The sequence below is a fragment of the Pseudomonas sp. Tof1 genome, from assembly GCF_055390395.1.
In genome coordinates this window covers 5,398,165-5,424,033 of the sequence record NZ_AP024344.1, presented here as the reverse complement: position 1 = coordinate 5,424,033, position 25,869 = coordinate 5,398,165, and the positions used below count along the sequence as shown (strand labels likewise).

The following is a 25,869-nucleotide window of genomic DNA, read 5'->3' as shown; positions in this document are numbered from 1 at the left end:
CGGCCATTGCCGGTCTGCGAAGGCGCGCGATTTTATCAGGCTTGAGCAGCAGCGGCCATCCTCGGGCCGACGGGCAGGGCGATATCGGCGAAAAAATCCGTGGCTGTCGGCGCTGGCTGCATCGGGCGCTGCTGTATAAGGTATAGCCTCATCAACCGCTGTCTTTGATGACAGCGGAAAAACTTTCGTGATGGTATGAATGATGGCACTGCGCTGTGGTCACACGCCTGTCCCTTTGTATTCATGCGGTCGTTCCAAGCCGTTTTCTGCCTGTCGGGAATTGTCCATGCGTCTGTTCAAGTTACTGAGTGCCGGTTGCCTGTCGTTGTTGAGCCTGGCGATCCATGCCGAAACCTTCAATGGGCTGTACCAGGTGCGCGAGCCGGTCAGCAGCCAGTCCCCCGATGAGCGCAACCAGGCCACCCAGCGGGCGCTGGAAACCCTGGTGCTGCGCCTCACCGGTGACCCCAAGGCGCTGCAGAGCGCGGGGTTGGCCGAGGTGCGCAAGGACCCGCAGCAGATCATCAGCCAGTATGGCTACGACGCCGGGCCACCGGAGAGCCTGCAGGTGGATTTCGACCCGGTGAGCACCGACCGCGCCTTGCGCGGCGCCGGGTTGTCGTTGTGGGGCAGCAATCGCCCCGCGATTCTCGGCTGGTGGCTGAACGATTCCACCGAGGGTTCGAGCCTGGTGGGTGATGGCCAGTCGGCGGCGGAGCCATTGCGTCGCGCGGCGCAGCATCGCGGCCTGCCACTGCGCCTGCCGCTGGCTGACCTGGAAGAGCAGATCGTCGCCACCGCGAAGAATCTCGAGGGGGCGGATGCCACGCCGTTGCAGGCGGCGTCCGAGCGATATGGCGCCGATGCCCTGCTGGCGGTACATGCCCGCCAGAACGGCGCGCAGTGGGAGGCCAAGTGGCGCCTGTGGCTGGGCGGCCAGAAGGAGCAGGGTACGGTGCAGGGCGCGGACACCGCGGCGCTGGCCGATGCCGTGCTGCTGGCGGTGAGCGAGCGCCTGGCGCCACGTTTCGCCGTCAAGCCGGGAGTGGCCACGGAGCAGTTGCTGGAGGTGCAGGGCATGACCCTGGAGCATTATGGCGCGCTGGAGCGCCTGCTCGAGCCGTTCGGTGGTCGGCCGGTGAGCGTGGACGGCGACCGCATCGTCTATCAGGTCAGTGGCAGCGCGGAGCAGTTGCGCGCGCAACTGGGGTTGGCGAAGTTGCAGGAAGTGCCTGCGGGCGAGGCGCCTGCGCCGGCCCCGGCGGCGAGCGATCCGGCGGCGGCCAATGCGGCTCCGGTTGCAACGCCGCAACTGCGCTTTCGTTGGTAATTCATTTTTCTTCTATATATAGGGCTGGAATCGTCCATGACTGACATTCGCCGATGGATCTGGCTGGGCGCGGCATTTGGGCTGTGTTTGCTGGTGTATCTGCTGCACCCGATCCTGTCGCCGTTCCTGGTGGGTATCCTGCTGGCCTACCTGTTCGACCCGGTGGTCGACCGGCTGGAGAAGTTCGGCCTGTCGCGGACCTGGGGCGTGGTCACGGTGTTTGCCCTGTTCACCCTGATCCTGATGACCTTGCTGCTGGTGCTGGTGCCGATGCTGGCCAAGCAGTTGGTGCGGCTCTATGAGCTGGCGCCGCAGGTGCTCGACTGGCTGCAGCACACCGCGATGCCCTGGGCGCAGCAAAAGTTCGGCCTGGCGGACGGCTTCTGGAAGTTCGACAAGGTCAAGGCCGCCATCAGCGAGCACATGGGGCAGACCACCGATATCGTCGGTGTGGTGCTGTCCCAGGCCACCGCGTCGGGCCTGGCACTGATGGGCTGGCTGGCCAACCTGGTGTTGATCCCGGTGGTGAGCTTCTACCTGCTGCGGGACTGGGACCTGATGATGGCGAAGATCCGCAGCCTGCTGCCGCGCCAGCAGGAAGGTCGCATCGTCGCCCTGGCCGGTGAATGCCACGACGTGCTCGGCGCCTTCGTGCGCGGGCAGTTGCTGGTGATGCTGGCGCTCGGCGGCATCTATGCCGGTGGCCTGATGCTGGTCGGCCTGGAGCTGGGGTTGTTGATCGGCCTGTTGGCGGGGCTGGCGGCCATCGTGCCCTATATGGGCTTCGTCATCGGGATTGGCGCGGCGATCACCGCCGGGTTGTTTCAGTTCGGCGGCGAGTTGTACCCGATGATCGGCATCGTCGCGGTGTTCATGGTCGGCCAGGCCCTTGAGGGTATGGTGCTGACGCCGCTGCTGGTGGGGGATCGCATCGGCCTGCATCCGGTGGCGGTGATCTTTGCGATTCTCGCCGGCGGCGAACTGTTCGGTTTCACCGGGGTGCTGCTGGCGTTGCCGGTGGCGGCGGTGATCATGGTGCTGGTGCGGCATGTCCATGATCTGTACAAGGAATCGGACATGTATGGCGGTCAGGAGGATCCTGATCTCTGATGCCGCCTTCTGTAGGAATGGTCGGCCGGCGGGCGGCGTTTTGAGTGTGCTGTCCGCAAGTCGGTTCCTGCAGGGGCTGTGCAAGTTTTGACGATGCTTTCCTTTGGTTAACGCAAACCTTTGATTTTGCTTGTGGTCTGTTGCATTGTGCGCCCGGCGTCACGGGTATAAACTTTGCAGACTTTACACAGAGGCCACTAACGGTTCCCGGGAACTGTTCAGTCAGCATGAAACCGATTCAGCTGCCCCTAGGTGTGCGTCTACGGGATGACGCTACCTTCATCAACTACTACCCAGGCGCCAATGCCGCTGCACTCGGCTATGTCGAGCGGCTATGCGAAGCCGACGCCGGGTGGACGGAAAGCCTGATCTATCTGTGGGGCAAGCACGGCGTGGGGCGTACCCACCTGTTACAGGCCGCGTGCCTGCGTTTCGAGCAGTTGGGTGAGCCGGCGGTGTACCTGCCGCTGGCCGAGTTGATGGACCGTGGGGTCGAGCTGCTGGATAACCTCGAACAGTACGAGCTGGTCTGCCTGGATGACCTGCAGGTGATCGCCGGCCGGGCCGACTGGGAAGAGGCGCTGTTTCATCTGTTCAACCGTTTGCGTGACAGTGGTCGGCGCCTGCTGATCGCTGCATCGACCTCGCCCCGTGAGCTGCCGGTGAAGCTGGCCGACCTCAAGTCGCGGCTGACCCTGGCGCTGATTTTCCAGATGCGCCCGCTTTCCGACGAAGACAAACTGCGTGCTTTGCAACTGCGTGCTTCAAGGCGTGGGCTGCACCTGACCGATGAAGTAGGACATTTCATCCTGACTCGTGGTACTCGCAGCATGAGTGCGTTGTTCGAGTTGCTCGAGCGTCTCGATCAGGCTTCCCTGCAGGCCCAGCGCAAGCTGACCATCCCGTTCCTGAAGGAAACCCTGGGCTGGTAACGCACCGGCAAAGTCCCCGGTTATCGGGGGTTTCAGGGCTTTTCGTCAAATTACAGACACGAAAAAAACCGCGCTGAAGTCAATTTTCAGGCGTTTGAAAGACGTTCGGGTATTAAGCCCTTAGATGTTTTCAAGATACAACCGAGTCACATTTTGCCTGATAAAATTTGCAAATGAGGGTGATAGAAGGCATAGTCACACCTTCTAACAAACTCAGCCACGGTCGTGCCCATGCTAAATCGCTTCGCACCCCTCGTGCCTCTCGCACTCGTTACCTTGCTTTTTGGTTGCGCGGCGCATACGCCAGTTTCGCAACAGCAGGTAGATAATTCGGCCAGGGCCGCTTCGGTTTCTGGCGTCAAATCCTCCACAGTGCTGGATGATGAACTGGCTACTGAAAAGGAACTCGCCGAGTTCTCCGACAGCAAGCCTTACCAGTTGCCTGTACTGGCCGACAGCATTCTCGAGCGCGGCATGTCGCTGATCGGTACCCGCTATCGTTTCGGCGGTACCAGCGAGACTTCCGGCTTTGATTGCAGCGGCTTCATCGGTTATCTGTTCCGTGAGGAAGCAGGCCTGGACCTGCCGCGCTCCACGCGTGAGATGATCAACGTGAAGGCGCCGCTGGTTGCCCGCAACAAGCTCAAGCCGGGTGACCTGCTGTTCTTCGCCACCAACGGTCGCCGCGGTCGTGTCAGCCACGCCGGCATTTACCTGGGCGATGACCAGTTCATCCACTCCAGCAGCCGTCGCAGTGGTGGCGTGCGGGTGGACAGCCTGGGCGACAGCTACTGGAGCAAGACCTTCATTGAAGCCAAGCGCGCCCTGGCGATGGCTCCAACCACGGTCACAGCCAGCAACAAGTAAAGCGTCGGACGTTTCAGTGCCGCCAGCCACGGCTGGCGTGCAAGCTGCTAAGCTTCACTGGCAGCTGCGCTGTACAAAAAACGTCCGAAGTTAAAGTGATACTTGAAGTTTGGCGCGTAACCGCTAGAATCCTGACTTATTGTTGAGTACCTGACCGCGCAAGCTATGCCTGCGCGGTTTTGATTTCTCTACGCCACGGCAGAGCAAGCCACATTCAGTCAGGATTTCTGCATATGTCGATCTCGGCCCGCATCGCCCTCGTTGCCCTCACCGCATTGCTCGGTGCCTGTGCCAGTCATCCGCCACCCCCTCCGGCCCCGGTGGCCCGTCCCGTGGTGTTCGCCTCGCCCCAGCCTACCTCGCCGGAAGCCGAAGACGTGCTGTTCCGGGCGCTGGGTCTGGTCGGGACGCCCTATCGCTGGGGCGGCAATACCCCGGACTCCGGTTTTGATTGCAGCGGGCTGATCAGCTATGTCTACCGCGATATGGCAGGTATCAACCTGCCGCGTTCGACCCGCGAAATGATCGTGATGCGTGCGCCGAACGTGCCACAGGATGCCTTGCAGACCGGCGACCTGATCTTTTTCGCCACCAACGGCGGCTCCCAGGTCAGCCATGCGGGGATCTACGTGGGTGAGGGGCGTTTCGTCCACGCCCCGGCCACCGGCGGAACGGTCAAGCTGGACAGCCTGTCCAAGGCCTATTGGCAGCGTGCCTACCTCAATGCCAAGCGGGTCCTGCCGGCCGAGCATCTGGCGCGGATTCCGTAACCATCCACCGGCTGGCGTGAGGTTGTCATGACCGCCCGCACCCTGCAGCTCGACGATGCGCTCTACCGCTACCTGCTGGAGGTCTCCCTGCGCGAGACGCCGCTGCTGCGCCGTCTGCGCGAGGAAACCCAGGCGCTGCCCATGGCGCGCTGGCAGGTGGCGCCCGAGCAGGGCCAGTTCCTCGCCTTGCTGGTCAGCCTGACCGGCGCCCGACGCCTGCTCGAAGTCGGTACCTTCACCGGCTACAGCGCCTTGTGTATGGCCTCGGCGTTGCCGCAAGACGGTTCGCTGCTGTGTTGCGACATTCCCGGCGACTACAACGCCACGGCACGGCGTTACTGGCGCGAGGCCGGCTTGGCCTCGCGCATCGAACTGCGTCTGGCGCCGGCCCTCGACACCCTGGCCGAACTGGAGCGCCAGGGGCAGGGCGAATCCTTCGACCTGATCTTCATCGACGCCGACAAGGCCAATTATCCGCATTACCTGGAGAGCGCCCTGCGTCTGCTGCGGGTCGGTGGTCTGGCGATTTTCGACAACACCCTGTGGAGCGGACGGGTCCTGGAGGCGCAGGCCCAGAGCGAGGACACCCGGGCCATCCAGGCCCTTAACCGGGCCTTGAAGGATGACGCGCGGGTCGACCTGTCACTGCTGCCCCTGGGCGATGGCCTGACGCTCTGTCGCAAGCGTTAGCGCGGGCTGTTACTGCCTGGCCGGTGAAACACGCCAGACCTTGTTGCCGACGTCGTCTGCCACCAGCAGGTCGCCCTGGCGATCGATCGCCACGCCCACGGGCCGGCCCATGGCGTTTTCCTCCTTGTCGAGAAAACCGCTCAGCACGTCCACCGGCTGACCATTCGGCTTGCCGTCGGCGAAGGGGACGAAGATCACCTTGTAGCCGCTGTGGGGTTTGCGGTTCCACGAACCATGCTGGCCGATGAACGCACCCTGGGTGAAAGGCGCTGGCAGCCTGCTGCCCTGGGCAAATGTCAGCCCGAGGGCGGCGGTGTGGGGGCCGACGGCATAGTCGGGGGCGATGGCCTTGGCAACCATGGCCGGATCCGAAGGCGACACCCGGACATCCACGTGCTGCCCGTAATAGCTGTAGGGCCAGCCGTAGAAGGCGCCATCCTTCACCGAAGTGATGTAGTCCGGCACCAGGTCGCTGCCAATCGCGTCCCGTTCGTTGACCGCCGTCCACAGCGCGCCACTCTGGGGTTCCCAGGCCAGGCCATTGGGGTTGCGCAGGCCGGAGGCGAAGATCCGGTGGTTGCCGTTCGCCGGGTCGACCTCCCAGATCGCCGCACGGCCCTGTTCCTTGTCCAGGCCGTTTTCGCCGACGTTGCTGTTGGAACCGACCGTGACGTAGAGCTTGCTGCCATCCCGGCTGGCGATGACGTTCTTGGTCCAGTGGTGATTGAGTGTGCCGCCGGGCAGGTCGACGACCTTCTGAGGCTTGGCCTTGAGCGTGATGTCACCTTCCTCGTAGTGGAAGCGCAACAGGGCGTCGGTGTCGGCCACGTACAGGTCCTTGCCCACCAGCGTCATGCCGAACGGCGAGTTGAGGCCTTCGATGAAGGTCGTGCGCGTTTCCGCGACCCCATCGTGATTGGCGTCGCGCAACAGCGTGATGCGATTGGCGCTGGGCACGCCGGCTCCGGCGCGGTCCATGACCTTGCCGGCCACCCAGCCGCGGATGCCCTGGTTGTCATCGGGCCTGTCGGGGGCATTGGTCTCGGCGACCAGTACATCGCCGTTGGGCAGTACATACAGCCAGCGTGGATGGTCGAGGTTTTCGGCAAATGCATTGACCTGGGTGCCCGCCGCCGTCAGGGGCCGCGCGCCTTCGGGCCAGCCGATGGCCGGAGCGATGTTGACGGTGGGAATCAGGGTCTTGTTCGGTTCCGGAAGCTTGGGCGAAGGGCCGGTGCCGTCGGCTACCGACAGGCTGGAACTTTCGCCACAAGCAGCCAATCCGCTGGCGAGCAGAATGATCAGCGCGTGTTTCTGCTGGAACATGTTGAATCTCCATTGATGCTTGTGTTTGCCCAGCAATAGAGAGGTCGGATCGATACAGGTTCAATCCTTCCTCCTGCAGCCTGCGCTGGATGGTTCGGGGCATTGACCGCCGTTATCGGGGGTATTGCTGGAACTCGTTGGGCAGGGCTGGGCATTGCGTCCATAAAAAGCACTCCAGTGCAGGCAAGGGAGTATTCCATGAAAACGACAGTCATTGACCCAACGCTATTCCGGGTGGTGGGTTGCAGGGTTGCAGAAGCAAGTTTGTGCCATGACGCTGAAGCGACGCTGGATCGGCGCAGTTGGCGGATGATGGCCGAACTGGGAATGTGGAAAGTACCGGTCGGGGTCGGACAGGGTGGGTTGGGGGGGAGCTGGATCGAATGTGCCGAGTGCCTGGACCAGGTTGCCAGGGAGTGTGAGGACCTGGGGTTCCTCATCACTGTGCTCGGGCACATGGGGTCGTTGCGCCTGCTGTGCCGCTACGGTAGCCCGCAGCAGGTGCAGCGTTGGGTCCCCAGGCTACTGAAAGGCGAGATATCGGTGACAGCGATGACTGAGTCCTCGGGTGGCTCGGACCTGTCGAAAATGCAGTTGTCGGCTGTCGAGCAGAGCGGCGGTTATCGTCTGACAGGACAGAAGAAACACATTACCAACGCACCTGTTGCCACCATGGGCATGCTGGCGGGGCGTGTGCCAGCGCTGGGTAACAGGCGCGACATCACCCTGTTCTTCATGGATCTGGATATACCCGGCATCACGCAGGGGGAGGAGGAGCGCAATCTTGGGATTCGTACCAGTCCGACCGCCGACCTGAATTTTGATGATGTGCTCCTGCAGCCTGACAACATTGTCGGTGTGCCCGGTGGTGGTTTGAGCGTGCTCTACGACATCATTGCCTTCGAGCGGGCGTTGTACGGGATCATCGCCGCCGGACTGATCGACAGTATGATCCGCCTGGCAATGAGCCGAAGCCAGCAGCGCCAGGCATTCGGCCAGATGATTGGTTCATTCCAGTACATTCAGGGGCGCCTTACGGATATGAAAATGTCGTCCATCATTTGTCGCGGGTTGGCCTACGAGGCGTTGGGGCTGTTGGAGCGTAATCATGCCGAGGCTTCCATAGCCTGTTCCACGGCGAAGTACCAGGCGGCCGAGAGTCTGATGAGAACTGCCGAAAGCCTGATGCAGATCCATGGTCACCAAGGCTACTGCGATCCCAGGATCGGCAAGTACCTGCGTGATGCTGCAGGTTTGAAGATCGCAGGTGGCACCAACGACATACAGAGGGTCAATATCTTCAATCAGATGTTGAAACTGTCGCTGCGCTGATGGTGTTGAGGACCTCCATCATCTGGATGGCCAGACTATTGACTGCCGGGCTGGCCTGGGAGGAGATCTTGGCGGACAGGTGCAATTGGGGAAGGGGTGGCAGTTCGTCGGTGTCGATGATGTGCAGGCCGACGGGAACTCCACGTGTCGGCAGTACGCCGATGGCTTTGTCGGCGGCAATCGCTGCTTCAAGGGGGATGAGGTCGCTGGCGCTACAAAGAATACTGAAACTTCTACCGTGATCTTCCAGGGCCTTCTGTGCTATCTGGCGAATGGTACTGCCCGGCGCCGGTAGTGCCAGGGCAATGGGTGTGTCCTGGTGCAGTCGGGAGCCGTGGGCTGATACCCAGCTCAAGGAAATATTGCTGAGAGTTGGTCCATCAGTTGGGGCGGCTTGCAACAGGAAGGCAATATCCAGGAGGTGGCAGTCGACCATTTTCGAAAGGTTTGCGCTGCGGTCGCTCAGGAATGAACAGTGGACATCGAAGGGTCCAGTGCTGTCGAGTATTTTCCCGATGACCTGCGGGTCGTGCAGTTCGGGCAGGCCGATCCTGATGCATGACGGCATGTGCTCGTTGACCACCGAACTGATCAGTTCGTCATTGAGCCGCAGTATCTTCAAGGCATACTCATGGACTTTCAGCCCGGCGGGTGTCAGGCGTACTTCCTTTCCTCGCTCCAGCAGTTGCCTGTCAGTAAGCTGTTCCAGTTTCTTTATCTGCAGGCTGATGGCCGATTGCGTGCGGAAAAGCTTTTCGGCTGCCCGGGTGAACCCTCTGGTGTCGTTGACATAAACAAGAGCCCTGAGTAGATCCATATCGATGTTGATGAGTTTCATCGCGACAGGCTTTCAGTTGATAAGAGACTATCCTTCTCCTCCCTTTTTCGGCTGTCAGCGGAAGTTTGCTGGCATTCGTGTAGGGAGACTCCTGTTTAGGTTTGTGTAAATACTTGCTACTGCGTTTGTCCAGGCAACAGCGAACTGGCAGTAATAGCCAGCAGTATGATTGTCATGCCTGATAGCTGGATTGCTGTCAGCACTTCGCCGAGCAACGACCAGGACAGGATTGTCGCAATGACCGGCTGCAGGAGCAGCACTAATGAGCTGAATGAGGCCGAGAGCTTTTTCAGGGCAAGGGTCACCAGCAGTTGCCCGACCACCTGGCCACATAACACCAATGCCAGGAGCAGTAACCAGGTGGAACTGTCATGGGGGATTGGGGCGCCAGACAGAATAAACGTCGGAAACAGCAATAGGCTGCAACTTGCCGTGATGAGCAGCATGAGCAGGGCAGGTGTGCAGTCATACTCCCTGAGCTTCTTGATACTCACGATATAGCCCGCATAAAAGAACGCAGCGAGTAGGGCGATACCCTCTCCTGCGTAGTCGCGGGTAACCGGCTTACCCATGATACACAGCACGTACATGCCGCCGATCGCCAGCAACAGGAAAAGAATTTCGATCTTCCTGGGCTTGTCGATGATCCCGAGCAGTCCCATCAGTACCACGAAGAAAGGTGCGCAATTGGTCAGGAGAGTGGCGACCGCGACATCGGTGCGTCTGATCGCCAGATGCATCACCGCCAGGTCGGCGGTAAAGAACAATGTTGCCAGCAATGCCAGTCCGTAGAAGTTCCAGTTCCTGGGTAGGCGCAGTAGTTGCACGGGTTGGAGTGCACAGATCAGCAGCATGAACGGGATCGCCAACAGGACCCTGTAGAAGGCCGAGACTTCGGCATCGAAAGGCAGGGCCTTGACAATGACCGGCGCAACTCCTAACAGTGCGGAGCCGGTTACCAGTAACAGAATCCGGGAGTGACTGCGCTCGGCCCGCATGACTGGTCGATTCATGGTTGCAAGCCGGGATGCTTATTGGCGACCCGTGCCTTGAAGGCCTTGCGATCGACAACCGCTCGCGTGTGGAGGCCCGATAAAATGCGTTCCGAGCCATCGCTCGCCTCGACTGCGAACTCGATGCTTTTATCGGTTGCCTGGATGACAGTGGCACGCACGCTAAGGGTAAAGCCTGCCGGTGTCGGGGCCAGGTGCTGGCTGTCATGGGCGATGCCGACGGTCATGAGGGTATCGGGTAGCAAACCCTCGATGGCCATCATTGCCGCCAGCTCTGACAGCCAAAGCAGTATCGGTGTAGCGAGGGCGGGGATGTCATTGTTCCAGTGTGTGGCCAGGTCGATCGGTTGGACGGTATGTCTCAGCAGTCCGATTCGACCGATGAGGTCAGGCATGATCAGCTTCCTTGTGCAGGTGGCCGGGAGCGCTCTGGAGGATTTGCTCAAGGAGTAAAAGCATTTCCTCAAGCATGGGCATAGGGGTGTTGAGGGGCGGGGCAAAAATCACTGCGTCACCATGCCGATGTGCAGCAAAACCGCTGGCGGGATAGAGATTCAGGCCTTTGGCCCAGGCGAGCCGTACCAGGCTTTCGGCGGCTTGGGCACCCGGTACGAAGGGTGTTTTGCGAGGTTTGTCCTGGACTATTTCCACTCCCCATAACATGCCTGCCCCGCGAATCTGGCCAATGATGGGTGAGCTGTCCGTGCACCGCTGCAGATATGATTCGATGATTGGCCCGCGGCTGGCGGATAGAGGTACCAGGCCCTCGGTTTCGAGCACGTCCAGGACGGCATGGCCAACTGCGGCCCCTATGGGATGATTGGAATGGGTGTGGCCGTAGGAAAACACCCCGCTACCCAGTTCGATTGCCTCTTTGATCGCCTCTGTCACCAGGATGCCGGACAACGGGAAATATCCCGCATTGAGACCCTTGCCCAGCACACTGATGTCGGCCTTGACTTGACCGTGGTCCATGGCCAGCCAGGTGCCGGTGCGACCGAGGCCAGTCAGTACCTCATCGGCGATCAGCAGTACATCGTTGCGTTTACAGATGTCGCTGATCGTTTCCAGGTAGCCTGCCGGTGGGAGGATGGCCGCTCCTGAAGCTCCGGTGATGGGCTCTATGAGCAGGGCCGCCACTGCGTCGGCCCCGATCTGGCCCAGCTCGATTTCCAGTGCCTGGGCACAGGCGAGTTGGCAGGTCTTGCGGCTCTTGCCGTAAGGGCAGCGGTAGCAGTAGGGGGTGGGAATTGTTGGCCGTTGGTCGGGACTGCAGACATTGCGACGCCTGGGCCAATGACCGGATAGGGACAGGCTGGCCTGGGTCGAGCCGTGATAGCTGATGGTCCTGCTCAAGATATGTCTCTTTTTTGACCGGCCGACCTCGTCCCAGTATTGAATTGCAGTGCGGCAGGCTGCCTCCACGGCTTCTGAACCGCTATTGACGAAAAATGCTCCGGCCTGCCCGAGCTTGCTGCAGAGTCTTTGTGCCAATCGCTCGGCCGGGAGGTTCAGCGATTGTGTGCGATAGGCGGCGCTGAGCCTGTGGGCTTGCATCCGCATCCGATCGATGATGTATGGGTGGCCGTGACCCAGGGAGCAGGCTATGGCGCCGGAGCAGCCATCGAGAATCGTCCTGTTGTCATCGGTCATGATCGTGCTGCCCTGGGCCGAGAAGGCCATCGGGTAGTACTGACGCAGGTTTGGCTTGATCAGGTGCACGCCGTTGCCTCACTGAGGTGTTATGTGGAGAAACGTTATTCCCACCTTTACCCTCAGGAGAAATGAGTTTTCCTCGTGAGGCTCATTTCTCCTGTTCATGCCACCGTTCGCCGGGGCTGGCGGTCGACTTCAATTGACGCTCCACCCCCAACCCTCTAACCTTCCCGGCTTGTTTCAGGTGCTCTGTGGCCCGGTGTCAACAGAGTGAAACAGGGAAGCCGGTGAGCCCTTCGAGAGGCGCGATCCCGGCGCTGCCCCCGCAACGGTAAATGAGTCAAGACTGCGCTTTTCGCCACTGTGCCGACGGCATGGGAAGGCGCGCGGTCCCGCGTTCGCGCGCTCATGAGCCCGGAGACCGGCCTGATCCATTCCACAGCATCACGGCGGGCGATGCTGGACGGCTTTGGCCGTGCCTGCGTCTGCCCGCCGTTTGCGTTATCCAGCCCAACGGAGAGCTGTCATGAACGAGTCCCCCGAGCGCGACGAACGCCACCTGGCGCGCATGCAGCGCAAGAAGGCGGTGATCGACGAGCGTATCGCCAATGCCCCCAACGAGTGTGGCCTGCTGCTGGTGCTGACCGGCAACGGCAAGGGCAAGAGCAGCTCGGCCTTCGGCATGCTCGCCCGGGCCATGGGCCACGGCATGCAGTGCGGCGTGGTGCAGTTCATCAAGGGCCGCAACAGCACCGGCGAGGAGCTGTTTTTCCGCCGCTTCCCCGAGCAGGTGCGCTTCCATGTGATGGGTGAGGGCTTTACCTGGGAAACCCAGGACCGCCAGCGTGACATCGCCGCGGCCGAGGCGGCCTGGGCGGTGTCGCGGGAAATGCTCGCCAACCCGGAGATCGGCCTGGTGGTGCTCGATGAGCTGAATATCGCCCTCAAGCATGGCTATCTGGATCTGGACCAGGTGCTGAGCGACCTGCAGGCCCGTCCACCGATGCAGCACGTGGTGGTGACCGGGCGCGGCGCCAAGCCGGAACTGATCGACCTGGCCGACACCGTCACCGAGATGGGCCTGCTCAAGCACGCGTTCCAGGCCGGGATCAAGGCGCAGAAAGGCATCGAACTATGACTCAGGCGCGTCATTGCCCGGCGGTGCTGATTGCCGCGCCGGCCTCCGGCCAGGGCAAGACCACGGTGACAGCGGCCCTGGCGCGTCTGCATCGCAACCAGGGGCGCAAGGTCCGGGTGTTCAAGTGTGGCCCGGACTTCCTCGACCCGATGATTCACGAGCGTGCCAGTGGCGCACCGGTGTACCAGCTCGACCTGTGGATGGTCGGTGCCGAGGAAAGCCGCCGGCTGCTCTGGGAGGCGGCGGGCGAGGCCGACCTGATCCTGATCGAGGGGGTCATGGGGCTGTTCGACGGCACGCCATCGAGCGCCGACCTGGCGCGGCACTTCGGTGTGCCGGTGCTGGCGGTGATCGACGGTACGGCCATGGCCCAGACCTTCGGCGCGCTGGCCCTGGGGTTGGCGCGCTACCAGCCGGACCTGCCGTTCGCCGGGGTGCTGGCCAACCGGGTCGGTACCCCGCGTCATGCGCAATTGCTCGAAGGCAGCCTGACCGAAGGCCTGCGTTGGTACGGTGCGCTCTCCCGCGAGACCGGGATCGAGCTGCCGAGCCGGCACCTCGGGCTGGTCCAGGCCAGCGAGCTGAACGACCTGGATCGTCGCCTGGAGGTCGCCGCCGAGGCCCTGGGCGCCAGTTGCGAAGTCGCCTTGCCGCCGGCGGTCGAGTTCGCCGCACCGCCAGCAGCGGCCGTCGAGCCGCTATTGGCCGGTGTTCGAATCGCGGTGGCCCACGACGAAGCGTTTGCCTTCATCTATGGCGCCAACCTGGATCTGTTGCGCGCGCTGGGGGCCGAGCTGTGCTTCTTCTCGCCCATACATGATGCCGAACTGCCGCCGGCCGACAGTCTGTACCTGCCGGGCGGCTACCCGGAATTGCACCACCGGATGCTGGCGCAGAACCATTCGATGCTGGCGGCGATCCGTGGGCACCACGCGGCGGGCAAGCCGCTGCTCGCCGAGTGCGGTGGCATGCTTTACCTGCTCGAGGCGCTGACCGATGTCGACGGCCAGCGGGCCGAACTGCTCGGCTTGCTGGCGGGAGAGGCGGTGATGCAGAAACGCCTGGCCGCTCTGGCCCTGCAGGCCGTGGAACTGCCGGAAGGCTTGCTGCGCGGGCATACGTACCACCACTCGTTGACCACCACCGAGCTGGCGCCGATTGCCCGTGGGCAGAGCCCCAATGGTGGGCGCGGCGCAGAGGCGGTCTATCGTGAGGGGCGCACGACCGCCTCCTATGTGCATTTCTATTTTCCATCCAATCCCCGGGCGGTTGCCGCGCTGTTGGCGCCGCAGCCGCAGGATTGCATTTCTGAGCATGCCAGGGCCGGCGCAGTCGATGTGGGCGCAGGCACTGCGCAGAGGCCATGACAGACAAGGTTTTTTCCATAGAGGAACGCGAGGCCATCTACCGGGCCATCGCCGAGCGGCGCGACATGCGTCACTTCAGTGGCGGCACGGTGGCGCCGCAACTGCTGGTGCGGCTGCTGGAGGCGGCGCATCAGGCGCCGAGTGTCGGCCTGATGCAGCCCTGGCGGTTCATCCGCATCAGCGATCGCGCGTTGCGCGGGCGGATCCGGCAGTTGGTGGAAGACGAACGGGTGCGTACCGCCGAGGCCCTGGGCGAGCGCTCCGACGAGTTCATGAAGTTGAAGGTCGAGGGCATCAACGACTGCGCCGAGGTGTTGGTGGCCGCGCTGATGGATGGGCGTGAGCGACACATTTTCGGTCGCCGGACGTTGCCGGAGATGGACATGGCGTCGTTGTCCTGCGCGATCCAGAACCTCTGGCTGGCCTCGCGGGCCGAGGGGCTGGGCATGGGCTGGGTGTCGTTGTTCGAACCGCAGGCGCTGGCCGACCTGCTGGGCTTGCCTGAGGGCGCCAAACCGCTGGCGGTGCTGTGCCTGGGGCCGGTCGAGGCGTTCTACCCGGCGCCGATGCTGGCACTGGAAGGCTGGGCGCAACCGCGTCCGTTGAATGAGCTGTTGTATGAAAACTACTGGGGAGTGAGTCAATGAGTGTGGCGTTGTTGAGTGTCGCCGGGGTTGCGCTGGATGCGCTGCTGGGCGAACCCAGGCGCTGGCATCCGCTGGTGGCGTTCGGTCGTCTGGCCGATCGCATCGAACAACGCTTCAACTCCGGCGGCCGTGGCTGGCGCAGCCATGGCGTGACGGCCTGGGTGCTGGCGGTGGTGCCGCTGACGCTGCTGGCCACGGCCCTGTCGTGGGCGCCCTGTATCGGCTGGCTCATCGAGATCCTGTTTCTCTACTGTGCCCTCGGCATGCGCAGCCTGGGCGAGCATGTGGCGCCGGTGGCCCAGGCGCTGCGCAGTGGCGACCTGGAACTGGCGCGCCAGCGCGTGGGTTACCTGGTCAGCCGGCAGACCTCGGAACTGGACGAGGCCGCGGTGGCCCGCGCCGCGACCGAGTCGGTGCTGGAGAACGGCAGCGATGCGATCTTCGCCGCGCTGTTCTGGTTTGCCGTCGCCGGCGTGCCCGGGGTGGTGCTGTACCGACTGAGCAATACCCTTGACGCCATGTGGGGCTATCGTAACGAGCGCTTCGAGCGTTTCGGCTGGGCGGCGGCACGGATCGACGACCTGCTCAACTATATTCCTGCCCGGCTGGTGGCCTTGACCTACGCTCTGCTGGGCAAGACCCGCCTGGCGCTGAAGTGCTGGCGCACCCAGGGACCGACCTGGGACAGTCCGAACGCCGGGCCGGTGATGGCGGCCGGTGCCGGTGCCCTGGGGGTCGAACTGGGTGGCGCGGCGATCTACCACGGCGAGTTGCACCAGCGTCCGCAATTGGGGGAGGGCCCGGCTGCCGATGCCGACGCGATCGATCGCGGCTGGCAATTGGTGCAGCGCGGGGTATGGCTATGGTTGCTGGTTCTCTGTCTGGGAGCTGAGTTTTATGCTTGAGCACGGCGGGCGGTTGCGCAAGGCGGTGGAACAATACGGGATTGCCGAGGCGGATTGGCTCGACCTGTCCAGCGGCCTGGCGCCCTGGTCCTGGCCGATTCCGGCGATTCCCGAGCGCGCCTGGGCGCGTCTGCCGGAAACCGACGATGGCCTGGAACTGGCCGCCTGCGCCTACTACGGTGCGCCGCTGGCCCTGCCGGTACCCGGCTCCCAGGCCGCGATCCAGGCGTTGCCGCAATTGCGCCGCAGCGGCAAGGTCGGCGTGCTTTCACCGTGTTATGCCGAGCATGCCGAGGCCTGGCGTCGCAACGGTTACATCGTGCGCGAAGTACTGGAGCACGAGATCGACTTCTTTCTCGACAGCCTCGATGTGCTGGTGGTGGTCAACCCGAATAACCCCACCGGCCTGAAGCTGTCGGCCGAGCAGTTGCTGGACTGGCATGGCCGCCTGGCCCAGCGCGGCGGCTGGCTTGTGGTCGACGAGGCCTTCATGGACAACACCCCGCAGCATAGCCTGGCGGCGCATACCCATAAGGTCGGGCTGATCGTGCTGCGCTCGTTCGGCAAGTTCTTTGGCCTTGCCGGCGTGCGGCTGGGCTTCGTCCTCGCCGAGTGCAAGCTGCTCAAGCTGCTGGCCGAGCAGATCGGTCCCTGGGCCGTGGCGGGGCCGACGCGGGTATTGGGACAGGTGTGCCTGGCCGATAGCGATGGCCACACCCGGCAGCGGCAGCGGACCGAACAGGCCAGCCAGCGCCTGGTGGCCTTGCTGACAGACCATGGCTTCGCCCCCCAAGGCGGCTGTGCGCTGTTCCAGTGGCTGATCACCAGTCGCGCCGAGCACCTGCACGAATTCATGGCACGACGCGCAATCCTGCTGCGTCTGTTTGTCCAGAACAGCAGCCTGCGTTTTGGCCTGCCACCCGACGAGGCCGGCTGGTCGCGTCTGGAGCAGGCGCTCAAGGCCTACAACGAGGAACATCCATGAGCACCCTGATGGTCCAGGGCACCACCTCGGATGCCGGCAAGAGCACGCTGGTGACAGCCCTGTGCCGCTGGCTGACCCGCCAGGGCGTCCGTGTGGCGCCGTTCAAGCCACAGAACATGGCGCTCAACAGTGCCGTGACCGCCGACGGCGGCGAGATCGGCCGGGCCCAGGCGGTCCAGGCCCAGGCCGCCGGTCTGCCGCCGCACACCGACATGAACCCGGTGCTGCTCAAGCCCAACAGTGACACCGGGGCCCAGGTGATCGTCCATGGTCGCGCCGTGACCACCATGAACGCGGTCGCCTATCACGACTACAAGGCCATCGCCATGCAGGCGGTGCTGGCGTCCCACCAGCGCCTGAGCCATGACTACCCGGTGGTGATGGTCGAGGGGGCCGGCTCCCCGGCGGAGATCAACCTGCGGGCCGGCGATATCGCCAACATGGGCTTTGCCGAAGCGGTGGACTGCCCGGTGCTGCTGATCGCCGACATCAACCGCGGCGGGGTGTTCGCCCACCTGGTCGGCACCCTGGAGCTGCTGTCGCCGAGCGAGCAGGCGCGGGTCAAGGGCTTCGTCATCAACCGTTTTCGCGGCGACATCGCCCTGCTGCAGCCTGGGCTGGACTGGCTGGAAGCGCGCACCGGCAAGCCGGTGATCGGCGTATTGCCCTATGTCATGGACCTGCACCTGGAGGCCGAGGATGGCCTGGATCGGCGCCAGATCGACAAGCTCGACCAGGTGTTGAAAGTGGTGGTACCGGTGCTGCCGCGCATCAGCAACCACACCGATTTCGATCCATTGCGCCTGCATCCCCAGGTCGACCTGCGGTTCGTCGGCCCCGGCGAGACGATCCCGGCAGCGGACCTGATCATCCTGCCCGGCTCGAAAAGCGTGCGCAGCGACCTGGCCTATCTGCGCCAGAACGGCTGGGACATCGCGATCAACCGGCACCTGCGCTATGGCGGCAAGCTGCTCGGCATCTGCGGCGGCCTGCAGATGCTCGGCGAACAGGTGCACGATCCGTTGGGGTTGGAGGGAGCGCCGGGCTCCAGTACGGGTCTTGGCCTGTTGGCGTTCAGCACCGAACTCGAGCGGGAGAAGCAGTTGCGCAATGTGCGCGGGCACCTGACGCTGGAGAACGCCGAAATCAGTGGCTACGAGATTCATGCCGGGGTGACCACCGGGGTGGCGTTGGAGCGGCCGGCGGTACAGCTCGATGATGGACGCTGCGACGGTGCCTGCAGCGCCGACGGACAGATTCTCGGTACCTACCTGCACGGCCTGTTCGAGTCGCCCCGCTCCTGCGCCGCGCTGTTGCGCTGGGCAGGGCTGGAAGCGGTGCAGGAGGTGGACTATCACGCCCTGCGCGAGCGGGATATCGAACGCCTGGCCGATCTGGTCGAGCGACACCTGGACACGGCTCGCCTGCGCGAGCTGTGCGGACTTGATTAAGCGGGTCGATCGAATATGCAGCAACTGATTCTGGGCGGTGCCCGTTCCGGCAAGAGTCGCCTGGCCGAGCGGCTGGCGGCGCAGAGCGGGCTATCGGTGATCTATGTCGCCACCAGCCAACCGCTGGATGGCGAATTGAACGAGCGGGTTGCCTTGCATCGCCAGCGACGGCCTGGCCATTGGGGGTTGATCGAAGAGCCGCTGCAACTGGCGCAGATCCTGCGTGATAACGCGGCGGCCGATACCTGCCTGCTGGTGGACTGCCTGACCCTGTGGCTGACCAACCTGCTGATGCTCGACGATGCCGAGCGCCTGCGCGCCGAGCGCGATGCCCTGCTGGACTGCCTGGCGTCACTGCCGGGCGAAATCATTTTTGTCAGCAACGAGACCGGTCTCGGTGTCGTCCCGCTGGGCGAATTGACTCGCCGTTATGTCGATGAAGCCGGTTGGCTGCATCAAGCCCTGGCCGAGCGCTGTCAGCGTGTGGTACTGACCGTTGCCGGCCTGCCCCTGACTCTGAAAGGAGCTGCGTTATGACTCAATCGTGGTGGCTGGACCCCTGCAAGGCAATCGACGGGCAAGCCCGGGAGGCGGCGTTCGAGCGCCAGCAGCAGTTGACCAAACCGACCGGCTCCCTGGGCCTGCTGGAGCTGGTGGCGGTACAACTGGCCGGTCTGCAGGGGCGGCTCAAGCCGCGGGTCGATCACCTGTGGATCGCGATTTTCGCCGGTGACCATGGCGTGGTCGCCGAGGGCGTGTCGGCCTATCCCCAGGAGGTCACCGGGCAGATGCTGGCCAACTTTGTCGGTGGCGGAGCGGCGATCAGCGTGCTGGCCCGGCAGTTGGGCGCGCAACTGGATGTGAATGACCTCGGCACCGTCACGCCGATGCTCAACCTGCCGGGCGTGCGTCACCTGCAGATCGGTGCCGGTACGGCGAATTTCACCCAGGGCCCGGCGATGACCGAGGCCCAGGGGCTGCAGGCGCTGGAAGCCGGGCGCGACAGTGTGCGCCGGGCGGTGGCGGCCGGCAGCGAGCTGTTCATTGGTGGCGAGATGGGCATCGGCAATACCGCCGCGGCGAGTGCCGTGGCCTGTGCCTTGCTGGGCTGCCCGGCGAGCCTGCTCGCCGGCCCGGGTACCGGCCTGGACCCGGCCGGGGTCAGCCGCAAGGCGCAGGTGATCGAACGGGCGCTGGCGTTGCACGCCGAACAGACCCGTGACCCGTTGCAGGCGCTGTTTCGCCTCGGCGGCTTTGAGATCGCGGCGTTGACCGGAGCCTACCTGGCCTGTGCCCAGGAAGGGGTAGCGGTGCTGGTCGATGGCTTCATCTGCAGCGTGGCGGCGATGGTTGCGGTGCGGCTGAACCCCGCTTGTCGCGACTGGCTGATCTTTGGCCATCGCGGCGCGGAGCTGGGTCATCGGCATGTCCTCGAAAGCCTGTTGGCCGAGCCGTTGCTGGAACTGGGCCTGCGCCTGGGTGAAGGCAGCGGTGCGGCCCTGGCGGTGCCCCTGGTGCGCCTGGCCTGTGACCTGCACGGCCAGATGGCGACCTTTGCCGAAGCGGCGGTGGCGGATCGTCCGGCATGACCACGTTGTACCTGGACCTGCTGCGCCATGGCGAGACCGAGCTGGGTGGCGGCTTGCGCGGCAGCCTGGATGACGCGCTGACCGACAAGGGCTGGGCGCAGATGCGCCAGGCGGTGCTGGAGGGGGGGCCCTGGAACCGGCTGGTGAGTTCGCCGTTGCGGCGCTGTGCGCGGTTCGCCGCGGAACTGGGCGAACGGCTGGGACTGCCCGTCGAGCTGGAAAAGGACCTGCAGGAACTGCATTTCGGCGCCTGGGAGGGGCAGAGCGCGGCGGCGTTGATGGAGACCGATGCCGAAGCGCTGGGGCGCTTCTGGGCTGACCCTTATGGCTTCACACCGCCCGACGGTGAACCGGTATCGCGATTTGCCGAGCGGGTGCTGGCGGCGGTCGAGGGCTTGCAGCGACGCTACGCCGGGGAGCGGGTGTTGCTGGTCAGCCATGGCGGGGTGATGAAGTTGCTGCTGGCACGGGCACGGGGATTGCCCCGCGAACAACTGCTGCAGGTCGAGGTGGCCCATGGTGCCCTGTTCACCTTGCAGGTGTCGGCCGATGGCCGCTTGGGAGAGGTGTCTTGAGCCCGCTGCCGTTCTGGATTGCCCTGCAGTTCCTCAGCAGCCTGCCGATCCGCCTGCCGGGCATGCCGCAGCCGCAGGAGCTGGGGCGTTCGCTGCTCTGGTACCCGCTGGTCGGGTTGCTGCTGGGGGCTGGGCTGTATGGCGTCGACTGTCTGTTGAGCGCGACGCCGGCGTTATTGCACGCCGCCTTGCTGCTGACGGCCTGGGTGCTGTTCAGTGGCGGTCTGCACCTGGACGGCCTGGCGGACAGTGCCGACGCCTGGCTGGGTGGTTTCGGCGATCGCGAGCGTACCCTGTCGATCATGAAGGACCCGCGCAGTGGGCCGGTTGCGGTGGTGACGCTGGTCCTGGTGCTGCTGTTGAAGTTCTGCGCCTTGCTGGCGCTGATCGAGCAGCGCCAGACCGTCGCGCTGGTCCTGGCACCCTTGATCGGCCGCAGTGCGTTGCTGGGCCTGTTTCTGGTGACGCCCTACGTGCGGGCGGGCGGATTGGGCCAGGCATTGGCCGACCATCTGCCACGGCGGGCCGGTTGGCAGGTGTTGCTGCTCAGCGCGGCGGCCTGCCTGGGGCTGGCGGGTTGGCACGGGGCATTGGCGCTGCTGCTGGCGGTGGTGTGTTTCGGCTGGTTGCGGCACTTGATGCTGCGGCGGCTGGGTGGGACGACCGGGGATACTGCCGGTGCCTTGCTGGAGTTGCTGGAGATGGCGGTGCTGGTGGGGCTGGCGCTGGCCTGAGGGGGCTGTTCACCAACCCCTGAACATTGATTAAACTTGTATTTGGAACGTTACGGGTATATACACGCATCATGTTATCCACCGACTGCTTGTGCATCAGCCTGCGTCGCGCCGCTCGTGGCGTCAGCAGGCATTACGACGGCGCTCTCGACGGCTTCGGGATCAACGTTGCGCAGTATTCTCTGCTGTGCAATCTGCGACGCCTGGATAAGCCGAGCATTTCCGGCCTGGCCGAGGCGATGGGCCTGGATCGCAGCACCCTGGGGCGAAATCTTCGGGTACTGGAAGGCGAGGGCCTGGTGAAGATGAGTGAGGGCGCCGATCAGCGCAATCGTCTGGTGTGTCTGACCGAAACCGGAGCCCAGCGGCTGGAGGAAGCCTTTCCGGCCTGGGAGGCGGCGCAGCAGCGCCTGGCCGAGCGTCTGGGTGAGGAAAAGCGCGCTGCCTTGCTGGCATTGCTGGATGAACTGGCGGATGGCGAGTAATCGCCTTTTTATTCGAATTAAAGCGGGTATATACCCGTTAACGGAGAACAATAATGACATCGCTCTGGCGCAGCAGCGGCTGGATTCTTCTCGGGAGTGCGCTGATCCTGGCGCTGTCGTTGGGGGTGCGGCATGGTTTCGGCCTGTTCCTGCCGCCGATGAGTGCGCAGTTCGGCTGGGGACGTGAAGTCTTCGCCTTCGCCATTGCCCTGCAGAACCTGATCTGGGGGCTGGCACAGCCCTTCACCGGGGCCCTGGCCGATCGTTTTGGCGCTGCCCGGGTGGTGCTGATCGGCGGTGTGCTGTATGCCCTTGGCCTGGTCTTCATGGGGCTCTCCGAGTCGGCCGTGAGCCTGTCGCTGAGCGCCGGTCTGCTGATCGGTATTGGCCTGTCGGGGACTTCGTTCTCGGTGATTCTCGGCGTGGTCGGGCGGGCGGTGGCACCGGAAAAACGTAGCATGGCCATGGGCATTGCCAGTGCCGCCGGTTCGTTCGGCCAGTTCGCGATGTTGCCGGGGACCCTGGGGCTGATCGGCTGGCTGGGCTGGTCGAGTGCCTTGTTGGTGCTCGGTGTGCTGGTGGCGATGATCGTGCCGCTGGTGGCGATGCTCAAGGACAGGCCACTGCCGGTACTGGCCGGCGAGCAGACCCTGGGCGAGGCGTTGCGCGAAGCCTGTGCCCACCCGGGTTTCTGGCTGCTGGCGTTCGGCTTTTTCGTCTGCGGCTTCCAAGTGGTGTTCATCGGCGTCCATCTGCCGGCCTACCTGGTGGACCAGCATCTGCCGGCCAGCGTCGGCACCACGGTGCTGGCGTTGATCGGCCTGTTCAATATCTTCGGCACCTACACCGCCGGCTGGCTCGGCGGGCGGATGTCCAAGCCGCGTCTGCTGACGGCCCTGTACCTGGCCCGGGCGGTGGTGATCGGACTGTTCCTGTGGCTGCCCGTGACTGAAATCGGTGCCTATCTGTTCGGTATGGCCATGGGCTTTCTCTGGTTGTCGACGGTACCGCTGACCAACGGTACCGTGGCGACCCTCTTTGGGGTTCGAAACCTCTCCATGCTGGGTGGGATCGTTTTCCTGTTCCATCAGTTGGGTTCCTTCCTCGGTGGCTGGCTGGGTGGTGTGGTCTATGACCGCATGGGCAGTTACGACCTGATCTGGCAGGTGGCGATCCTCCTGAGCCTGCTGGCCGCGGCCTTGAACTGGCCGGTCCGTGAGCGGCCCGTGGCGCGCCTGCAGACGCAAATGGGGGCGGCATGAGTTCCCGCTGGTCCAGGCCGCTGGCGCTGGTGATTCTGGTGTTGCTGCTGGTGTTGGCCTGGTGGGGGTGGCATCGAGGTGGCCTGGCGCTGATGCAACTGGGCATGGGCGTTTGCTAGTGGCCGCTTGCTGGGGAGTGTACAGGCGCGTAACTTCCTCCTGAGAACTCTTTACCTGAGGAGACAGGATATGGCGATGCGCTGGTTGCTGGTGCCGATGGCTTTGCTGGCTTTTTCGGGGGCTGCGGCGGCGGCCGGCTGTCCCGAGTTGCTGCAGGGGCAACTGCCCAAGTTGCGGGCCAAGGAGTCCATCGACCTGTGCCAGAAGTTTGCCGGCAAGCCACTGGTGATCGTCAATACCGCCAGCTTCTGTGGCTTCGCGCCGCAGTTCAAGGGGCTGGAGGCGCTGTACCAGCGCTACAAGGGGCAGGGGCTGGAACTGATCGGCGTGCCGTCCGACGACTTCAGGCAGGAGTCCAAGGATGGCGCCGAGACGGCCAAGGTCTGTTACGTGAACTATGGCGTCACCTTCACCATGACCGAGCCGCAAGTGGTCAGGGGTGGGAATGCCGTGCACCTGTTCAAGGTATTGGGCGAGCAGGCTGGGGCGCCGAAGTGGAATTTCTACAAGTATGTGGTGGATCGCCAGGGCAAGGTGGTCGCCCATTTTTCCAGCCTGACCAAGCCGGATAGCCCGGAGTTGATCGAGGCGGTGGAGAAGGCGATTGCATCGAAACCCTGATGATAGTGCCCATTAAAAAACCCGCCGAGGCGGGTTTTTTTCTGTTCAGCCGTTGAGCCGTTCAGGCTCGCTGCGGATCAGAACTTGTACGTTGCGCCCAGGCCATAGCCCCATGCGCTGTTTTCGTACTTGGCGCTGTAGTTGCCCAGAGCGTTGGTTCTGTTGACGGTGACATCTTCTTCCTTCAGGTAGGAAACCGCTGCATCGATGGTCAGGTTATCGTTGATGGCATAACCCAGGCCAGCACTGATGATGGTGCGGTCACCAGTAGGAATACGTGGCGAACGATCGGTATTGTTGGCAGGCGACTGGTCGAAGGTCAGGCCGGTACGCACGACCCACTGCTTGTTCAACTGGTAGGAAGTACCCACGGCGTAGGCCCAGGTATCGTGCCAGTTCTGGTCTTCCTTGATGGTGCCGACCAGTGCAGGGGAAAGGGGGCCGCCAGAGGCTGCAGTCACACCTTCGTTATTGATGGTGATGTCTTTCAGGCGACTCCAGCGGGTCCAGGTAGTGCCAGCATACAGTTTCCAGGCGTCTGTCAGGTCCTGGGTAACGGACAGGTCATAGGATTCAGGTGTTTCAATCTTCAGGGACGCGTCGTAACGGTTGCTGCGGATCAGCGGTACAGGGCTATTACCTGCGGTTACGTCAGTGTGGCCTTCCAGTTTGTAGTTGACTTTCGAGTGGTAGGTCAGACCGACACGAGTGGTATCGGTTGCCTGGACCAGGACGCCAACGTTGAAGCCCAGGGCAGTATCGTCACCCTTGATTCGCACGTTGGTGTCGCTGGTGGCGAAGGGAGCCCGCACATCGGATTGCAGCTCACCGGAAATACGGTTGATGGTCGGACCGAAACCGATCGACACCCGGTCGTTGAAGGCGTAGCTGACAGTCGGTTGCAGAGTCACGACCTTGACTTCGCTCTTGCTGCCGAATCCGCGGCCCTGGAAGCCGTTTTCATAGTTGGTAACCAGGCCGAAAGGAGCGTAGGCACCAAAACCAACGGACCACTGGTCGTTGATCTGGTTGGTGTAGAACGCCATCGGCACTGTCGTGAAGGGCACCATGTCGCCCTTGTTGGTGCCGCTCGCGCTACCGCGAGCATCCTTGATGTCGGTGGTTGCGTCGATGGACGCGGCACCCACAGTGATTTGCTGCCCTTTCAGGCGGGACATGCCGGCAGGGTTGCCATAGACAGTGCTTGCATCATCGGCAGCGGAGGATCGACCCGCAAAACCAGTACCCATCCCGCTGATACTCTGTTCGTTGAGCGCGAAGCCGCTGGCGAACAGCTGGGTGGATGCGAGGGTAACGGCGAGGCTGAGTGTGGTCTTGAGCATTACTTTTTTCATTATTAGAACTCCGTGGTGATCACCGAGGCGAAAACTACCAACATTTTTGCTTGGGCGCTATAGGCTGTATCGCAGGAGATAGAGCGGTTTTGTAGGACAATCCAACCAAATTCGTAAGATTTTTCTGAATTCGAATCCTGTGACTAACAGGCGACAAAACTGACCGATGAGTCACAATTTTTCCAGGCGCGGGTGAAGTCCCGTAAACGCCCTTGTGGCTGGAAAGTCTGTCGCCAGATCCGTGCCATTCCGAGCAGGTCGTCCAGGGCTGGCAGTCGCAGTTGCTGTTGTTCGATCAGCAGCCAGGCAATGGCTGTGGCGTAGCGCAGGTTGACGGTCAGTTCGAGGTGCGGGCTGCTCAGGAAGGCATGTTGGCTGGCCAGGCCGCGAACCAGGCTGGCCAGGTCCGGGTCCTGGGCCAGGTAGTGGTCCCACAGTTCGGCGTGGCGCCGTTCGCCGATGCGATACAGGCCGTGGCCGCCACGGTTGTGCAGGGCCGAGCCGAGGTCCGACTGGCTGGCGGCGATACCCAGCAGCAGTGCTTCCGCAGATGGGCTGTGCCGGCCCAGATACCGTAATGTCGGGCGGATCACATAAAGGCGCAGTTCCCTCGCAGCAATACCCATGACACCCTCAAGACTGCTCGTAATGTCGTAATCGGCCGGCGAGACCTGGCGCTTGGCAGCAATGGATCGAGCAGGTCTGCCGGAAGCGACCCGAGTCGCTTGAGTTGAAGTGTAGTGTCATATCTTTGCTGTAAAGGACTGTTTT

At 63.1% G+C, this 25,869-nt stretch carries 28 protein-coding genes and 1 riboswitch; of the genes, 21 read left to right on the top strand and 7 right to left on the bottom strand.

The genetic code is table 11. From position 1 onward, the window contains the following. Positions 1 to 286 precede the first annotated feature (286 nt). The 6 genes from ACZ5KU_RS24330 to ACZ5KU_RS24305 all read left to right on the top strand — a co-directional run bounded on the left by ACZ5KU_RS24330 (position 287) and on the right by ACZ5KU_RS24305 (position 5,699). On the top strand, positions 287 to 1,330 hold the full coding sequence (locus ACZ5KU_RS24330; RefSeq protein WP_054063100.1) for a DUF2066 domain-containing protein: 1,044 nt from the start codon (positions 287 to 289) through the stop codon (positions 1,328 to 1,330). Positions 1,331 to 1,366: 36 nt separating this feature from the next. Then, a complete protein-coding gene (locus ACZ5KU_RS24325) occupies positions 1,367 to 2,440 on the top strand; it encodes an AI-2E family transporter (protein ID WP_054060432.1) in 1,074 nt (357 codons plus the stop codon). A gap of 227 nt (positions 2,441 to 2,667) precedes the next feature. After that, positions 2,668 to 3,372 (top strand): DnaA regulatory inactivator Hda, encoded by a 705-nt coding sequence (gene hda / locus ACZ5KU_RS24320; RefSeq protein ID WP_054060433.1) that lies wholly within the window; start codon positions 2,668 to 2,670, stop codon positions 3,370 to 3,372. A gap of 231 nt (positions 3,373 to 3,603) precedes the next feature. Then, complete coding sequence (locus ACZ5KU_RS24315) at positions 3,604 to 4,239, top strand: C40 family peptidase (RefSeq protein ID WP_054060434.1); 636 nt, start codon at positions 3,604 to 3,606, stop codon at positions 4,237 to 4,239. Between the two features lie 233 nt (positions 4,240 to 4,472). Beyond that, the gene (locus ACZ5KU_RS24310; RefSeq protein ID WP_054060435.1) at positions 4,473 to 5,009 is read left to right on the top strand and encodes a C40 family peptidase; all 537 of its coding nucleotides are present in this window, start codon (positions 4,473 to 4,475) and stop codon (positions 5,007 to 5,009) included. A gap of 27 nt (positions 5,010 to 5,036) precedes the next feature. Beyond that, entirely contained in the window at positions 5,037 to 5,699 is a 663-nt protein-coding gene (locus ACZ5KU_RS24305; protein ID WP_054060436.1) for a class I SAM-dependent methyltransferase, read from the top strand. A 9-nt stretch (positions 5,700 to 5,708) separates the two neighbouring features. Here the strand turns inward: ACZ5KU_RS24305 and ACZ5KU_RS24300 are convergent, their stop codons facing one another. Continuing rightward, a complete protein-coding gene (locus ACZ5KU_RS24300) occupies positions 5,709 to 7,025 on the bottom strand; it encodes a PQQ-dependent sugar dehydrogenase (RefSeq protein WP_054060437.1) in 1,317 nt (438 codons plus the stop codon). Between the two features lie 198 nt (positions 7,026 to 7,223). Between ACZ5KU_RS24300 and ACZ5KU_RS24295 the strand changes: the two genes are divergently transcribed. After that, complete coding sequence (locus tag ACZ5KU_RS24295; RefSeq protein ID WP_081006070.1) at positions 7,224 to 8,357, top strand: acyl-CoA dehydrogenase family protein; 1,134 nt, start codon at positions 7,224 to 7,226, stop codon at positions 8,355 to 8,357. Here the strand turns inward: ACZ5KU_RS24295 and ACZ5KU_RS24290 are convergent. The 4 genes from ACZ5KU_RS24290 to ACZ5KU_RS24275 form a co-directional block, all read right to left on the bottom strand. Continuing rightward, positions 8,326 to 9,195, bottom strand: coding sequence for a LysR family transcriptional regulator (locus tag ACZ5KU_RS24290; RefSeq protein WP_416770198.1), 870 nt, complete (start codon positions 9,193 to 9,195; stop codon positions 8,326 to 8,328). The genes ACZ5KU_RS24295 and ACZ5KU_RS24290 overlap by 32 nt on opposite strands. Positions 9,196 to 9,311: 116 nt before the next feature. After that, positions 9,312 to 10,208: a DMT family transporter gene (locus ACZ5KU_RS24285; RefSeq protein WP_081006071.1), complete on the bottom strand. Its 897-nt coding sequence runs from the start codon at positions 10,206 to 10,208 to the stop codon at positions 9,312 to 9,314. Next, positions 10,205 to 10,603: a thioesterase family protein gene (locus ACZ5KU_RS24280; RefSeq protein ID WP_054060441.1), complete on the bottom strand. Its 399-nt coding sequence runs from the start codon at positions 10,601 to 10,603 to the stop codon at positions 10,205 to 10,207. Before ACZ5KU_RS24280 ends, ACZ5KU_RS24285 begins: the two co-directional genes overlap by 4 nt. After that, a complete protein-coding gene (locus ACZ5KU_RS24275; protein ID WP_464736393.1) occupies positions 10,596 to 11,930 on the bottom strand; it encodes an aminotransferase class III-fold pyridoxal phosphate-dependent enzyme in 1,335 nt (444 codons plus the stop codon). The genes ACZ5KU_RS24280 and ACZ5KU_RS24275 overlap by 8 nt, the downstream gene beginning before the upstream one ends. A gap of 159 nt (positions 11,931 to 12,089) precedes the next feature. Continuing rightward, a riboswitch (cobalamin riboswitch) is annotated at positions 12,090 to 12,308 on the top strand. Between the two features lie 82 nt (positions 12,309 to 12,390). Here ACZ5KU_RS24275 and cobO point away from each other — a divergent pair. From cobO to ACZ5KU_RS24205, 14 genes are all read left to right on the top strand, one after another. Further along, positions 12,391 to 13,002: a cob(I)yrinic acid a,c-diamide adenosyltransferase gene (gene cobO, locus ACZ5KU_RS24270; RefSeq protein ID WP_017902171.1), complete on the top strand. Its 612-nt coding sequence runs from the start codon at positions 12,391 to 12,393 to the stop codon at positions 13,000 to 13,002. Then, entirely contained in the window at positions 12,999 to 14,369 is a 1,371-nt protein-coding gene (locus ACZ5KU_RS24265) for a cobyrinate a,c-diamide synthase (RefSeq protein ID WP_464736392.1), read from the top strand. The genes cobO and ACZ5KU_RS24265 overlap by 4 nt, the downstream gene beginning before the upstream one ends. Next, positions 14,366 to 15,016 carry a 5,6-dimethylbenzimidazole synthase gene (gene bluB, locus ACZ5KU_RS24260; protein WP_464736391.1) on the top strand — a complete coding sequence of 217 codons (651 nt, stop codon included), beginning with the start codon at positions 14,366 to 14,368 and terminating at the stop codon, positions 15,014 to 15,016. Before ACZ5KU_RS24265 ends, bluB begins: the two co-directional genes overlap by 4 nt. Further along, positions 15,013 to 15,921, top strand: coding sequence for an adenosylcobinamide-phosphate synthase CbiB (cbiB, locus tag ACZ5KU_RS24255; protein WP_054060599.1), 909 nt, complete (start codon positions 15,013 to 15,015; stop codon positions 15,919 to 15,921). Before bluB ends, cbiB begins: the two co-directional genes overlap by 4 nt. Continuing rightward, positions 15,914 to 16,906 (top strand): threonine-phosphate decarboxylase CobD, encoded by a 993-nt coding sequence (gene cobD / locus ACZ5KU_RS24250; protein WP_464736390.1) that lies wholly within the window; start codon positions 15,914 to 15,916, stop codon positions 16,904 to 16,906. The genes cbiB and cobD overlap by 8 nt, the downstream gene beginning before the upstream one ends. Next, positions 16,903 to 18,357 (top strand): cobyric acid synthase, encoded by a 1,455-nt coding sequence (locus tag ACZ5KU_RS24245; protein ID WP_464736389.1) that lies wholly within the window; start codon positions 16,903 to 16,905, stop codon positions 18,355 to 18,357. Before cobD ends, ACZ5KU_RS24245 begins: the two co-directional genes overlap by 4 nt. A gap of 15 nt (positions 18,358 to 18,372) precedes the next feature. Continuing rightward, complete coding sequence (gene cobU, locus ACZ5KU_RS24240; protein ID WP_464736388.1) at positions 18,373 to 18,894, top strand: bifunctional adenosylcobinamide kinase/adenosylcobinamide-phosphate guanylyltransferase; 522 nt, start codon at positions 18,373 to 18,375, stop codon at positions 18,892 to 18,894. Continuing rightward, entirely contained in the window at positions 18,891 to 19,946 is a 1,056-nt protein-coding gene (cobT, locus tag ACZ5KU_RS24235; protein WP_464736387.1) for a nicotinate-nucleotide--dimethylbenzimidazole phosphoribosyltransferase, read from the top strand. The genes cobU and cobT overlap by 4 nt, the downstream gene beginning before the upstream one ends. Then, positions 19,943 to 20,521 (top strand): alpha-ribazole phosphatase family protein, encoded by a 579-nt coding sequence (gene cobC, locus ACZ5KU_RS24230; RefSeq protein ID WP_054058201.1) that lies wholly within the window; start codon positions 19,943 to 19,945, stop codon positions 20,519 to 20,521. Before cobT ends, cobC begins: the two co-directional genes overlap by 4 nt. Next, positions 20,518 to 21,255, top strand: coding sequence for an adenosylcobinamide-GDP ribazoletransferase (locus tag ACZ5KU_RS24225; RefSeq protein ID WP_464736386.1), 738 nt, complete (start codon positions 20,518 to 20,520; stop codon positions 21,253 to 21,255). Before cobC ends, ACZ5KU_RS24225 begins: the two co-directional genes overlap by 4 nt. A 71-nt stretch (positions 21,256 to 21,326) precedes the next feature. Beyond that, positions 21,327 to 21,740, top strand: a complete 414-nt coding sequence (locus ACZ5KU_RS24220; protein ID WP_054058199.1) for a MarR family winged helix-turn-helix transcriptional regulator — start codon at positions 21,327 to 21,329, stop codon at positions 21,738 to 21,740. Between the two features lie 53 nt (positions 21,741 to 21,793). Continuing rightward, positions 21,794 to 23,002, top strand: a complete 1,209-nt coding sequence (locus tag ACZ5KU_RS24215) for an MFS transporter (protein WP_416770188.1) — start codon at positions 21,794 to 21,796, stop codon at positions 23,000 to 23,002. Continuing rightward, entirely contained in the window at positions 22,999 to 23,121 is a 123-nt protein-coding gene (locus ACZ5KU_RS24210; RefSeq protein ID WP_273825956.1) for a hypothetical protein, read from the top strand. The genes ACZ5KU_RS24215 and ACZ5KU_RS24210 overlap by 4 nt, the downstream gene beginning before the upstream one ends. 70 nt (positions 23,122 to 23,191) lie before the next feature. After that, a complete protein-coding gene (locus ACZ5KU_RS24205) occupies positions 23,192 to 23,743 on the top strand; it encodes a glutathione peroxidase (RefSeq protein ID WP_416770186.1) in 552 nt (183 codons plus the stop codon). A 77-nt stretch (positions 23,744 to 23,820) separates the two neighbouring features. On the opposite strand, the gene ACZ5KU_RS24200 is transcribed toward ACZ5KU_RS24205, so the two are convergent. Both ACZ5KU_RS24200 and ACZ5KU_RS24195 read right to left on the bottom strand, forming a co-directional pair. Beyond that, complete coding sequence (locus tag ACZ5KU_RS24200) at positions 23,821 to 25,098, bottom strand: OmpP1/FadL family transporter (protein ID WP_273825958.1); 1,278 nt, start codon at positions 25,096 to 25,098, stop codon at positions 23,821 to 23,823. 143 nt (positions 25,099 to 25,241) lie between these two features. After that, the gene (locus ACZ5KU_RS24195; protein ID WP_054058195.1) at positions 25,242 to 25,724 is read right to left on the bottom strand and encodes a hypothetical protein; all 483 of its coding nucleotides are present in this window, start codon (positions 25,722 to 25,724) and stop codon (positions 25,242 to 25,244) included. Between the last annotated feature and the right edge of the window lie 145 nt (positions 25,725 to 25,869).